The following is a 14,260-nucleotide window of genomic DNA, read 5'->3' as shown; positions in this document are numbered from 1 at the left end:
TACGACATCATCCGGGCAGCCAATCTGCCAGCTCGCTGAAGTGGCGTTGCCAGCAACATTCGCCTGCGCCATCTTTATGCAGCGTCAGCGCAAAACGGTATTCATCGTCCAAACGTCCCAGCCATGACTGCCACTCAGCGCCGTCCAATTCACCATAGGGCGCCAAGCAACTTTCAAGTTCGGGAAAATCTGCCCTGGTCATGGGGGTTCGTTTATCGAGCTCAAAACCGAAACTGCGCAGATCCTGGGCCAGGCCCAAGCCCGTCGCCTTGATAAACGACTCCTTCAAGGCCCAGAGATCGAAAAATGCCTGCCGTCTGTCATCGCTTCCCAGAGCCTGTAATTGCGCCAGCTCGGCGCCGGCAAAGTAGTGGCGCATTATGCTGTCGACGTCGGTTTTGGGCCTCAGCCTTTCTATGTCGGCTCCCAGCTGCATATGGTCACTGTCGCAGCTTGCCAGCAGCAACCAGTGACCACTGTGACTCAGATTGAATTGCAAACCGGGATGGTTCACCAATGCCGGCTTGCCCTTGTCGCCGTAGGAAAACTGCAACGCCTGCGGACTGAGGCCGGTCCGGCTCGCCAATATGGCCCGCAGCAGAACCCGGCTTGCCAATTGCTGCTGGGCCACCCAGGCCATGGGACCTGCTGACAAACGCTCCAGTTCGCTGACGCTCAGCCAGTGACGAGCCTGCTCCAGCCTTTGCAGCAAAGCATCATGGCAGCCCTGTCGCCATAGGGGGAGTCGGACAAAATCCAGTTGGATGAGAAGTGATTGAGGCTTGATGTTGTTCACCGGCATTCAATAAAAAAGACCGGCACGATTGTGCCAGTCTTTAACGGCTATGCCAAAAAATCACGGCTTGCCTTGGCCCTGTCAGTCTTCTTTGATCTCCCGCAGCAACCCATGTTGCACCGCCGGCGGGACCACCTCGTATCTTAAGAAACTCAGGGTAAATTGACCATCACCGGCGGTCATGGATTTGAGCCTTGTGGCATAGTCATCCACAGTGGCCAACGGAGCCTCGGCCCGCACCTGCACCTTGCCATCGCGCCGAGCCTCGGTGCCGCACACCATGGCCCTGCTGGAGCTGAGATCGCCGGTGATATCACCCACTCTGTCGGCGGCCACCACTATATCCATGGCCACCATGGGTTCAAGCACCACAGGACCTGCCTCAGCCACGGCCTCACGAAAGGCTTTTTTGCCGGCCATAACGAAGGCAATTTCCTTGGAATCCACGCTGTGATGTTTGCCATCAAGCACAGTGACCTTGAGATCCACCATGGGGTAGCCCCCAAGGGTTCCAGCCTGCATCGCCTCCCGCACCCCCTTCTCCACCGCAGGTATGTATTGCCCGGGAATAGCACCGCCGACCACCTTGGACTCAAACTGGAAGCCACTGCCCCGGGGCAAAGGTTCCACCCTGAGTTCCACCTCACCGAACTGACCGGCACCGCCGGATTGTTTCTTGTGGCGGTAGCGGGCAACGGCGCTGCGACCGACGGTTTCCCGGTAGGCCACCGCCGGCTTGCAGGTGTCCATATCGACCCTGAATACGCTCTGGGCCTTTTCCAGCGCAATCTGCAAATGCAAATCGCCCAGTCCCTGCAGCACAGTTTGACCTTCGGCGGCATTCTGGCTGACACACAAGCTGGGATCCTCGGCCACCAGCTTGGCCAGCACCTCGGCAATTTTCTGCTCATCGCCGCGCCGTTTGGGCGATACCGCCAAACCGAAAATCGGTTGTGGCAGCTTGAGTTCCGGCAGGTGGAATTCATCCTCATCGTGGCTGTCGTGCAGCACAGAGCCTACGTCCAGCTCATCTATCTTGCACAGGGCACAGATATCCCCGGGAATAGCCGAGGGGATTTCCACATGCTGATCGCCCTGGATCTTAAGCAGATGGGCCAGCTTCACCGGCTTGCGATCGGCACCAATAAACAGCTTCATACCGTTGGTCAAGGTGCCCTGGTACAGCCTCAATACCGCTACCCGACCAAAATAGGGATCGATACCGACCCGGAACACGTGGGCCAGCACATGATCGCTCGCGCTCTGGGTCACATCCACGGGCAGGGCCGCAGTGCCAAAACCCTTGATGAACTGCGGCGGATTGGCTTCCAGGGGGTTCGGCAACAGCTGGGTGATAATTTCCAGTAGTGAGGCAATACCCACATCCTGCTCGGCACTGGTAAAGCACACGGGTACCAGATGCCCCATGCGCAGGGCGGTTTCCAGTGGCTCGTGCAGCTGCTCGGCGCTGAGCATTTCGCCCTGCTCCAAATACAGGGTCATCAGGTCTTCGTCTTCCTCCAGTACTGTGTCCACCAGCTGATCACGGGCGGCCTGGGAAGATGAAAACAAGGTGGCGGTTTGCTCCTCGCAGTGCAGGTAACAGTCAACCACGGCATCGCCGGCCAGGGATGGCAGGTTAACCGGCAGACAACGGGGCCCAAAGGTTTGCTGTATGTCGGTCAGTAATTCTTCCAGTTTATCCAGGTTACCGTCGATGTGGTTGATACAGAGGCAAACCACCTTGCCCTGGGCTCTGGCGGCCTCAAAGGCCCGGGCCGTGACCGTTTCAATCCCTGTGGTGGCGTTAATCACCAGCAGTACCGACTCCACCGCCGGCAGCGGCAACAGGGCGCGGCCAAAGAAATCGGGTAATCCGGGGGTGTCGATAAGATTGATATGGTGTTGATCGAGATCGAGATTGAGAAAGGATGGTTCAAGACTGTGTTGGTGGGCTTTTTCCTGGGCAGTGAAATCGGCATGATTTGTGCCCTTATCCACCCTGCCCCTTTGGGTAATCGCCCTTGCCTCGAACAAGAGCGCCTCGAGCAACGAGGACTTGCCCGCACCTGTATGCCCAAGCAGGGCAAGGTTGCGGATCCTCGCGGTCTGATACTCAGCCATAATGGCCTCCTAACGTCAAAAGTGCTTTGCTTTTAGGAGAAGTATAGTCTGGAGAGCTGGAAAATATTTGAAGAAGATCTAATTCTTAACAGAGCAATCATAGCCTTTTGAAAGGCTGTTATAGTCAAAGATGGGTGAAGCAGAGCCATATGGAAAGCGCGCCTGCTTCACCTGAGCATCATCTGACTTTTTCAGGAATTGACTTACTCACAACATCAACGTAATCCCTTGCAGATTGTTCTTCATCTTCCCTCTGTTGACGGGTTGTACAACGCTTTTTGGGCATGTTTGAACCAGTAACGCGTACCGATTCGCATTTATACCCGGTCTGAGCCAATCTCTCTTGGATTTCCGCGGCTCTGGCCGCTTCTTCCGGAGTTTGAGCTGTTGAGGTACCACTGCAGCCACTGATTAAAGATGACACCAAAACAACGCCACCTATACACAGCTGTTTGCTGAGCAAATTCATATTAATCATGTCCTCTCCCTAGAAATGAACTTCAATTCAATTAGACGTCTTCTGGATATTCATCCAATTCACTACAGCATACAAACACACAAAAACCACTCATTCAACAATAACTAAAATATTGAAACAATTTTAATACTTCAAGGGTACCCCGAAAGCATCCAGTCCCAGGTGATTGTATCTGAAACCGGTCTAAGGTAGACTCAGGTCTCGCATCGTATACAGGCGCAGTTGCAAGATTAGCAATGAGCCAACGAAGACATATAAATCAAATACTAATGTCAGAAAAAAAGAGTCTCGAACTTAATCTTGACACCCCTTCCGAAACCAAACGACACGGTGCCAGACACAGAAACGCCACCACCACGGTGGAGATGCGCCGCTTTATCCAGACCTCGAACCTAGGCGTGCAGGAGCTGGCCAAGCTGCTTAACATCACCCCGGCGACTGTGCGCAAGTGGAAGCAGCGGGATTCGGTCAGCGACAGCCCCAATACCCCGCACCACCTCAACACCACACTGACGCAGGTGGAAGAATATGTGGTGGTGGGCCTGCGCTACCAGCTGAAGCTGACACTGGACAAGCTGCTGGAAGTCACCCAGAGCTTTATCAATCCCCATGTGTCCCGCTCCGGCCTCGCCCGCTGTCTCAAGCGCCACGGGGTCTCACGCCTCGGCGACATAGAACCCAATGGCGCACTGCCGGATAAACACTTCAATAAACTGCCTGTGTATCGCGGCAGCAACACCGAAAGCTACACACTCAATACCCACACGCTAGCCCAGGCCCTGGCGCTGCCCAGCGAAGATGAGCAGACAGTGGTGCAGGTGGAAGCCATGCGCATTCCCGTGGCCGCCGACCAGCCCCACTCGGTGCTGATTGGCATGGACCCAAGCCACGACTGGGTTTACGTGGATATCTATACCGACACAGACACAGAGGCCGCCAATCGCTACATGGCCCATGTGCTCGCCAATGGCCCCTTTTCGCTTCGAAAAGTGCTGGCACGCAACTATCAAACCTTCCTTGAGCGCTTCCCCGATGCGGACGGCACCAAGGCCCATACCAAGACGCCGGCTCCGTCGGCGCCCAGTGGAGAAGCTTCATGAGTCAGGCTGAACAGACGCAGGATCTGCGCCTCAACAAGCGCTTGAAAGACACCCCCATAGCCATAGTTGGCATGGCGAGCCTGTTTGCAAAGAGCCGTTACCTGAACCAGTTCTGGGATCTTATCTGCGACAAGATAGATGCCATCACCCAGGTGCCCGCCGACCGCTGGCGCGTGGAGGACTATTTCGATGCCAATCCCAAGGCGGCCGACAAGAGCTACTGCCAGCGGGGCGGCTTTATTCCAGAGCTGGACTTCAATCCCATGGAGTTTGGTCTGCCGCCCAACATACTGGAACTGACCGACAGCTCCCAGCTGTTGTCCCTGATAGTGGCCAAGGAAGTGCTGGAAGATGCCGGCATCAACGAAAATTCCGGCCATGACAGGGACCGCATCGGCATCACCTTGGGCATAGGCGGCGGCCAGAAGATCAGCCAGAGCCTCAACGCCCGCCTGCAATACCCAGTGCTGAAAAAGGTGTTCCGCGAGAGCGGCATCAGCGACGAAGACAGCGAGATGCTGATCGCCAAATTCCAGAGCCAGTACATACATTGGGAGGAGAACTCCTTCCCCGGCTCCCTGGGCAACGTTATCGCCGGGCGCATCGCCAATCGCTTCGACCTCGGCGGCATGAACTGCGTGGTGGACGCCGCCTGTGCCGGGTCCCTCGCCGCCATTCGCATGGCGCTGACCGAGCTGACCGAAGGCCGCAGCGACATGATGCTGACCGGTGGCGTTTGCACCGACAACTCCGCCTACATGTACATGAGCTTTTCCAAAACCCCGGCCTTTACCCCCGATGAGCAGATCAAGCCCTTCGATGCCGACTCCCGCGGCATGATGATAGGCGAAGGCATAGGCATGGTGGCCCTCAAGCGTTTGGAAGATGCCGAGCGAGATGGCGACAAGATTTACGCCGTCATCAAGGGCGTCGGCGCCTCCAGCGACGGCAAGTTCAAGAGTATCTACGCGCCCCGTCCCGAGGGCCAGGCCAAGGCCTTGAAACGCGCCTACGATGATGCCGGCTTCCCGCCACACACCCTGGGGCTGATGGAAGCCCACGGCACCGGCACAGCCGCCGGTGACGTGGCCGAATTTGCCGGTCTGAGCAGCGTCATGTCCGAAGACAACGACGCCAAACAGCATATTGCTCTCGGTTCCATCAAGTCCCAGGTGGGCCACACCAAGTCCACCGCCGGCACCGCCGGTTTAATCAAGGCCGCGCTGGCGCTGCACCACAAGGTGCTGCCGCCCACCATCAATGTGCGCCGCCCCAACCCCAAGATGGACATAGAAAACTCGCCCTTCTACCTCAATACCGAGGCCAGGCCCTGGCTGCCAAGGCCCGACGGCGTAGAACGCCGCGCCGCGGTCAGCTCCTTTGGCTTCGGTGGCACCAACTTCCATCTGGTGCTGGAAGAATATCGCCGCGATCATGACAGGGCCCCGTACCGCCTGCGCCGCACCAGCCAGCCGCTGCTGTTTTGTGCCGCCTCAGTCGCAGAGCTGCAAGCCGAAATTCAAACACTGGCCACTGCCCTGAAGGCCGACAAGCATGGGGGTCTGGATGCGCTTATCGCGCCCTATCTGCTCAGCGGCCGTGAGCTGGATCCCCAGTGGCCGCGCCTGGGCCTCTTGTGCCAGGACGAGACCGAGCTGCAAACCAATCTGGAGCAGGCCCTGGCGCTGCTGGGCAGCAACAGCGACGCCCCCTGGCAACAGGCCGGGTTAAGCTTCCGCCCCAGGGCGCTGCTTGACGACCAGGGCCGAAGCGTGGCCCTGTTTGCCGGTCAGGGCAGCCAGTACCTCAACATGGGACGGGAGCTTGCCATGCTCTATCCCGAGGTGCGGGCCGAATTTGCCGCTGCCGATGCGGCCTTCGCGGCTCAGGGAGAGCCGGCCGTCAATGGCATGGGCGCCCTCTCGGGCTGTGTCTTCCCAGCACCAAAATTTGAGGCCGAGGCCAAGGCCAGCGACGAGCAGCGCCTCACCAATACCCGCATCGCCCAGAGCGCAATCGGCGCCCTGGCCATGGGTCAGTTTGAATTGCTCAAGGCCGCCGGTTTCAAGCCCGACATGGTGGCAGGCCACAGCTTCGGTGAACTGGCAGCCCTGCATGCGGCAGGTGCCATCGACAAGGCTGGCTTCTACGCTCTGGCCTTTGCCCGCGGCGATGCCATGGCAAAGGTGCCCGAGGGCAAGGACCCCGGCGCCATGGCGGCGGTGATCCTGCCAAACGCCGAAACCATAGCAAAACTGGAGACACTGCTGGCCGGCGAGACCGAGGTCAGCATAGCCAACCACAACAGTCCCACCCAGCTGGTGATTGCCGGCGCCACTGAGGCCCTGAAGCGGGTCAGCGCAGCGCTGACCAGTGAGGGAATGCGGGTGATTGCCCTGCCGGTATCGGGCGCCTTCCATACGCCCTTGGTGGAGCACGCCAGGCAGCCCTTCGCTGCGGCCATAGACAAGCTGAGCTTCAGTGATGCCCATACGCCGCTCTATGCCAACGGCAGCGGTGACAAGGTTGACGGTAAGGGCAGCAAGCTGAAAGAGGGCCTCAAGCAACAGATGCTGCAGCAGGTGCAGTTTGTGTCCCAGATTGAAAGCCTCTATCGCGACGGCGCCCGGGTATTTGTCGAATTCGGCCCCAAGAACACACTGACACGCCTGACCGAAGCGACCCTGGGTGAACGGGCGGCCGGGTGTCTGATCCTCGCTGTCGACACTGGCGTTCCAGCCCTGAAGGCTAAAGATGGCGATCTGGCCTATAAACAGGCCGCACTGGCGCTGGCAATGGCGGGCCTGCCGCTTGGCAATCCCGACCCGTACCAGGCGCCACTCGCCAAGCCCAAACAAGCCCCTTCGCCAATGAATGTGCGCCTGGGCGCCAGTAACTACATCAGCCCGGCCACCCAGGCAAAAATGGCAGCAGCCCTGAGCCAGGGGCAAGTCAGCAAGCAGACAGAAATAGTTGAGAAAATCGTGGAAAAAACAGTGACAGTTCCAGCGACAGCGCCTGCAATGAAAGCCCAGGCGCAAACCGAGACTTCAGCCGGCCAAATCACCCAGGTGGCTGCCCAGAGCCCGAACCAGGACAGTCTGGGACAGTTCTTTGCCGCTCAGCAGCAACTGGCCGCATTGCATCAGCAGTTCCTCGCCATCCCCACCCAGTACGGCAACAGCATCCAGACCCTGCTGGCGCAGCAGCTGCGCTTGAGCGCGGAAGGCAAGGCCATTCCGGCAGGCATGGAGCAGGCCCTGGCCCAGTTCCACCAGCATCAGGCCGACACCCTGAAGATCCACGCCGACTTTATGCAGGCCCAGAGCCAAAGCGCCCTGCAACTGCTGGCGGGACTCAGCGGTCAGCCACTACCGGCCGCGGTTGTTCATGCAGCCCCAGCAGTGACTGCACCAGTTCAAACACTCCCAGCGGTTGTGGCTCCTACAACAATCGCTCCTGCGGTCGCCGCGACCAAGCCGCAAGCGGCACCCATGACACCAGCAGCCCAACCCATAATGGCTGCGTCCTTAACGGTTCAACCCCAGGCCAGCAGCGACAATGCTGCCGCTGGCGCTCATGATGTCAGCCAAATCATGCTGCAGGTGGTGGCCGACAAGACGGGTTACCCCACGGAAATGCTCGATTTGGCCATGGACATGGAAGCCGATCTCGGTATCGACTCCATCAAGCGGGTGGAAATCCTCGGCACTGTGCAGGATGCCCTGCCAGACCAGCCCGAGCTGAACCCGAGCGATCTCGCCGAATGCCGCACCCTGGCGGAAATTGTTGCCTACCTTGCAGCCAAGACGCCGACTCAGGCGTCCGCCAAGGCAGCAACTCAGGCAGTTGGTCAGCCTGTAGCCCAGGTGCAAACTCAAGCCCAGGCGCAAGTTCAAGCACAGACACAGGTACAGACGCAGGCACCAGCCATGCAAAGCAACATCAGTCTGGATCTGGTGAAAGACACCATGCTGGCCGTGGTCGCCGACAAGACAGGCTACCCGGCGGAAATGCTCGACCTTTCCATGGACATGGAGGCGGATCTCGGAATCGACTCCATCAAGCGGGTGGAAATCCTCGGCACTGTGCAGGACGCCCTGCCGGGCCTGCCCGAGCTGAATCCAAGCGATCTCGCCGAGTGCCGCACCCTGGCGGAAATCGTTGACTATATGGCGATCAAGGCCAGCGGTACCCTGTCGGTTGAGCCAGCAGCGGCTCAGCCTGTGGCAGTCCAAACCACTCAGGTAACACAGCAGGCCCAAACCGACATCAGCCTGGAGCGGGTTAAAGACACCATGCTGTCCGTGGTCGCCGACAAGACAGGCTACCCGGCGGACATGCTGGACCTGGCCATGGATATGGAGGCGGATCTGGGTATCGACTCCATCAAGCGGGTGGAAATCCTCGGCACTGTACAGGAAGCTCTGCCGGGCCTGCCCGAGCTCAATCCAAGCGATCTCGCCGAATGCCGCACCCTGGCGGAAATCGTCGATCACATGGGCGCCAAGGCCAGCCTCTCAGCACAGCCAGCGGCGGTTCAACCATCAGCGGCCCCAATATCTCAAGCGACTCAGGCCGCCCACACCGGCATCAGCCTGGAGCTGGTTAAAACCACCATGCTGTCCGTGGTCGCCGACAAGACAGGCTACCCGGCGGAAATGCTGGATTTGGCCATGGACATGGAGGCGGATCTGGGTATCGACTCCATCAAGCGGGTGGAAATCTTAGGCACAGTGCAGGACGCTCTGCCGGAGATGGCCGAACTCAATCCGGCCGATCTGGCGGAATGCCGCACCCTGGCGGAAATTATCGACTGCATGGCGGCAGAAAAGGCCCCAATACAAGCCGAACCAGCTCCAATAGAAGCTGCTGCGCCCCCGGCAGTCACCACTGCTGCTGTTAACAGCGACGCTTTTGAGCTGGAGGCATTCGAACAGCTGAGCTCGGCACCGGCCATCAGCCAGGCCGACATCATGGAAGCTCTGGCCGCCACAAGCATGCCGGCTGCAGCGCAGGTCGCGGCCCCGGTGCAAGGAAAGAGTGCTGCCCAAGCAACACCAACTCAGGCCGACATATTGACCACACTGCTGACCGTGGTGGCCGACAAGACAGGCTATCCGGCGGATATGTTGGATTTGGCCATGGACATGGAGGCGGATCTCGGTATCGACTCCATCAAGCGGGTGGAGATCCTCGGCACTGTGCAGGATGCCCTGCCCGGATTGCCCGAAGTAAACCCGGCGGATCTGGCCGAGTGCCGCGCCCTGGGACAGATTGCCGACGTCTACGCCAAGCTGCTTCCCGCGGCCTCGCCAACAGCCACACCAGCCCAGGCCCAAGCTGAAACTGAAGCTGAAGCCAAGGGGCAAGATCAGGACGCGGAAGCACCAGCACTGCCACCACACGGGGGCGTTACCCTAAAAAAGCTGCCGGCGGCAGATAGACTGGAAGCCGAGGCGGCCTCCACTCTGTTTGCCGCCAATGCCCGGGTACTGATCCTCGACGACGGCCACAATGCCGGCGTGTTGGCGGGCAAGCTGGCCCGGCGTCAGTTGCAGGTCACCCTGGTGCGCCCGGCTGCGGCCACGGCCCAATCGGTACAGGACAGCGAAATCGCCGCGGTGCAACTTGCCAGCGACGATGATGCCGGAATAAAAACCCTGCTGACCGGACTGGACTCAGCCCCGGCTGTGTTCATTCATCTGCAACCTGTTGCTGAGCAGAAGACTGAAGGCCTGTGGCTCGACGAGTCGGCCCGCGCCCGGGTACAGCTGGCCTTCCTGTTTGCCAAGCACCTGAGCAAGCCATTGACCTCGGCCAATGACGGCCACAGACGCGCCTTTATCAGCGTCGCCCGCATGGATGGTAAACTGGGTACCGACTCTGGTGCCGAAACCACTGCCGAGCTGGAGCAGGCGGCCCTGTTTGGCCTGACCAAGACCCTGGCCCACGAGTGGCCGGGCGTCCATTGCCGGGCGCTGGATCTGCATCCGGCCCTGGATGCGGCGCATCTGGCCGATGCAGTGCTCGATGCCCTCTACGGCCTTGACGACGAGCCGCTGGAATGGGGCTTGTGCCAGGAGGGACGTTTTACCCTGCAAGAAGGTGAAACCATTCCCGCCAGTGCGCCAGAGATCATGTCCCTCGACGGTACAGATAAAATACTGGTGACCGGGGGTGCCAAAGGCGTGACCCTGGACTGCGCCCTGGCGCTCGCCAAAGACACGGGTGCCCATTTCATCCTCGCCGGTCGCAGCAAGGCCCTGGCCTTAAGCGAATTTCCGGCCTGGGCCAAAGGCCTCGCCGCCGACGAGCTTAAGGCCGCCGCCATCAAGGACATGCTGGCCGCGGGCAAGCGCGCCCTGCCAAAGGAAATCGATGCCCAAATCCAACCGCTCGCCAGCGCCCTTGAGATCCAGGCCGCATTGCAGGCCTTCGAGGCCGTCGGCGCCAGCGCCGAATATCTGAGCCTGGATGTCACCAGCGCCGCCGACATAGCCGCCAAGCTAGGGCCTATTCAGGCCCTCGCCCCCATCACGGGCCTGGTGCATGGCGCCGGCGTGCTGGCGGACAAGCTGATTGGCGACAAGACCCTGGATGAACTGAATCGGGTCCAGGGCACCAAGGTGGATGGTCTCAAAGCCCTGCTGCAGGTGCTGAGTGCCGACAGCCTCAAGCTGGTGGCGCTGTTCTCCTCCGCCGCCGGTTTCTACGGCAACAGTGGTCAGAGCGACTACGCCATGGCCAACGAGATCCTCAACAAGGCCGCCTACAGCCTGGGCCGGCAACTTCCCAAGGCCAGGGTGGTCAGCTTTAACTGGGGGCCCTGGGACGGTGGCATGGTGACCGCGGCACTGAAGAAAATGTTTGTCGACCGCGGTGTCTACGTGATCCCGCGGCAGGCAGGCGCCGCCCTGTTTGCCCGGGCCATAGTGGCCGGCCAGAGCCCACAGCTGCTGATCGGTTCCAGCATGCAGGGCGCCGGCGGAGAGCAAGCGCTAAAAAAGCCTGAAGGGCCGGACTCCGGAATAACGCTGAATCGCAAGCTTAGCACCCAAAGCCTTGATCTGATTAACGATCATCGCATAGGTGGCAACTGCGTCTGGCCCACAGTCTGCGCCCTGGAATGGATGGCATCTGCCGCGGCCCGCATTTATGGCGGCCAATGGCAAATCACGGATTACAAGTTGCTCAAGGGCCTGGTGTTCGACACGGACGAAAAACTGCTGCAACTGAGTCTGTCACCTGAGGGCGACACACTTAACGCCAGAATCGAAGCCGATGGCAAACCCCAGTACCGGGCGAACCTTCGCCCCGCCGGGGAAACACCTGCCCCGGTGCTCAGCGCCGATCTGGCCAAAGCGGCCGCCGAGGCCAAGGTGTTGATGTCAGGTGAGCAGCTCTATGCCGACGGCAGCCTGTTCCACGGCCCGGCACTACAATTGATTGAGCAGTTGCTGAGCTTTGATGATGGATCCTTGCTGTGCCGCTATAAATTGCCTCAAGGGCAGGCCCCGAGCGCCCTGGCCCAGCAGGATGCGCTGCTGCAGGCCATGCTGGTGTGGGCCAGACTGAAATACGGCGCCGCCAGCCTGCCATCTGAGTTCAAGACCCTGTTCCAGGGTGATCTGACGACAGAGGGCCTTATCCAGCTCGAGGTGGTCAGCCACAGCGGTCGCCAGCTGTGCGCCAATATTGCCCTCTATGATGCCGATGGCAGGGCGGTCAGCACCATGACCGAGGCCAGGGTCACCATCAGCAAGGGGTTGAACGCCGCCTTTGTGGCGGCGCAGCAGGGAGAACACCAGTGATGCAAGACACGCCCGCGCCACTTAGGCTGGCACTGTGTGCCATAGAGCAGCTGCCGCCCCAGGCTATCCTGGTACCCGACGCCAACGGAGACAAGGAAATCGATTGGCCGCAGCTGTGTCAAAGAGCCTTGGCCGGTGAATGGCTGGCCCTGGGCGCTGAAGGTAAACTGCTGCTGTTGCCCGCCCTTGCCGCCGCCCAGGCAAGGTTGCACCCGCTGGCCCTGCTGCAGGGGCTGGTGGACGGCGACAATGCCATTCACAGGGCCCTGGCCCAGGCCAAGCGCACCACGGCCGAGGCCGAAATCCTGTTCGAGCCCCTGACCCTGGCGGCGGTGCTGGAGCAGGCCCACAGCCTCAGCAGCCGCACCCATCCGGTTCACGGCGGCTTTTGGAGCATGCCACCACACCAGGCGCGGGTTCTGGTGCTGGTTCAGGGCCACAGGGCCCTGGTATTGACTCAGGGTACGGCCAGACCGGCAACGCCCCTGTGTGGCAGTAATAGTGGAAGTGGTAGCAGTTGTGGAAACGGCGCCCTGCCCTATGTGCTGCCCGTGCCCCTTCCTGAACCCGACTGGCCCAGTATCCAGCGACGTTTGTCCGCCACCCAACAGAAGCTTGGCGACATCGACAGCACAGACGAGCTGCATCAACTGATCAACGATGCCATCAGCGCCCTGGAGCAGGTGCCGGGCCATCGCTGCCTGGTGCTGATGGGTCAGGATAAGGCGGAGCTGATTGCCGAGGCCGATGCCCTGTCCTGGGGCATAGCCCAGAGTTTTCGCGACGACAAGGAACTGATCAGCCCCAGCGGCAGTGCCTTCAGCCCCAATCCCATAGGCGACAAGGGACTGGCGCTGGTATTCCCCGGGGTCGGCACCGCCAGCCACGGTATGCTGGCCGGGCTGCATCTGCCCTTTGGCGACTTCTTCGTGCAGCTGGAGCAGCAATTGCACGAGCGTGGCCTCATTGGCCTCGACGATATCTTGCGCCCCAGCGCCCTGTCCCACAGACCCAGTCTGGCGGAGCAGGCGGTGGCCGGCGTCGGCGCCAGCTATGTGTTGTTTAAGTTACTGGAAAAACTTGGGATCCGCCCGGCCTTTGCCCTGGGGTACTCCATGGGCGAGGCCGCCATGGCCGCCGTCCTGGGACTGTGGCAAGACCCCTTCGCCCTGGTGCATGAGACGCTGCAAAGCTCGCTGTTTACCGAGGAAGTGTCCGGCTCACTGCGGGCCGCCCGCCGTTATTGGATGCATCAGGCCCAGGCTGAAGATGCCGCCGAGATTGACGGCGATATCCATTGGCAGAACCTGGTGGTGCGCCTGCCCGCAGACGCCATACGTCCCCATTTAGCCGAGTTCCCCAGGGCCTATATCGCCATAGCCCAGGGCCCCAGCACAGTGCTGGCCGGCGACGAGGCCCAGTGCAAGGCCTTGGTCAAGCGCCTGGGTAAACGCGCCATCAACAGCGAGCTGGTGACCGCCATGCACACCCCGGTGGCCCAGGCGCTGCACGACCATATCCGCGCCTTCTACACCAGGCCCACCAGCACTGACATGGACAGCGCTGCCCTGCCGCAACTGCTGTGGGCCAATGCCGAGCCCCAGGGCGAGCTGGATGCCGAGGCCATTGGCGGCGCCATTGCCGCCTGTTTCAGCCAGGAGCTGGATTTCGGCGCCCTGGTGACCCGGGCCCGCAAGCAAGGGGCACGCATTTTTGTGGAAGTTGGCGCCGGGCGTCAGACCTCCGGCCTGATTGAGGCCATAGGCGATGCCAACAATACCGAGTTGCTGGCCCTGCCCACCGAGGGCCAGGGTGGCAAAACCCTGCTGAAAACCCTGGCACGCCTGCTGGCCCACGGAGTCAGCATGGATTTAGGTATTTTCCGGCCTGCGCCCCCTGTGCCAGAAGCACAGCCAGCACCCGATACAAAATCATAGATAAAAGCATA

General features: G+C 60.4%; 6 protein-coding genes. 3 read left to right on the top strand and 3 right to left on the bottom strand.

Annotated features, from left to right (window positions below):
• Positions 1-7: 7 nt before the first annotated feature.
• The 3 genes from JYB84_RS05305 to JYB84_RS05295 all read right to left on the bottom strand — a co-directional run bounded on the left by JYB84_RS05305 (position 8) and on the right by JYB84_RS05295 (position 3,398).
• The gene (locus JYB84_RS05305; protein ID WP_228290891.1) at positions 8-796 is read right to left on the bottom strand and encodes a 4'-phosphopantetheinyl transferase family protein; all 789 of its coding nucleotides are present in this window, start codon (positions 794-796) and stop codon (positions 8-10) included.
• An 81-nt stretch (positions 797-877) separates the two neighbouring features.
• On the bottom strand, positions 878-2,920 hold the full coding sequence (gene fusA, locus JYB84_RS05300) for an elongation factor G (protein WP_207322390.1): 2,043 nt from the start codon (positions 2,918-2,920) through the stop codon (positions 878-880).
• Between the two features lie 178 nt (positions 2,921-3,098).
• Positions 3,099-3,398 carry a hypothetical protein gene (locus JYB84_RS05295; protein WP_207322389.1) on the bottom strand — a complete coding sequence of 100 codons (300 nt, stop codon included), beginning with the start codon at positions 3,396-3,398 and terminating at the stop codon, positions 3,099-3,101.
• 269 nt (positions 3,399-3,667) lie between these two features.
• Between JYB84_RS05295 and JYB84_RS05290 the strand changes: the two genes are divergently transcribed.
• Genes JYB84_RS05290 through JYB84_RS05280 form a run of 3 tightly spaced genes read left to right on the top strand, consistent with a single transcriptional unit; the run spans position 3,668 to position 14,249 of the window.
• Positions 3,668-4,498: a transcriptional regulator gene (locus JYB84_RS05290; protein WP_207322388.1), complete on the top strand. Its 831-nt coding sequence runs from the start codon at positions 3,668-3,670 to the stop codon at positions 4,496-4,498.
• Complete coding sequence (locus JYB84_RS05285; protein WP_207322387.1) at positions 4,495-12,312, top strand: type I polyketide synthase; 7,818 nt, start codon at positions 4,495-4,497, stop codon at positions 12,310-12,312. Before JYB84_RS05290 ends, JYB84_RS05285 begins: the two co-directional genes overlap by 4 nt.
• The gene (locus JYB84_RS05280; RefSeq protein WP_207322386.1) at positions 12,312-14,249 is read left to right on the top strand and encodes a PfaB family protein; all 1,938 of its coding nucleotides are present in this window, start codon (positions 12,312-12,314) and stop codon (positions 14,247-14,249) included. Before JYB84_RS05285 ends, JYB84_RS05280 begins: the two co-directional genes overlap by 1 nt.
• Positions 14,250-14,260 lie beyond the last annotated feature (11 nt).

It is taken from the genome of Shewanella cyperi (assembly GCF_017354985.1).
Classification (GTDB): Bacteria; Pseudomonadota; Gammaproteobacteria; order Enterobacterales; family Shewanellaceae; genus Shewanella; species Shewanella cyperi.
This window is presented reverse-complemented; position numbering and strand designations above follow the sequence as displayed.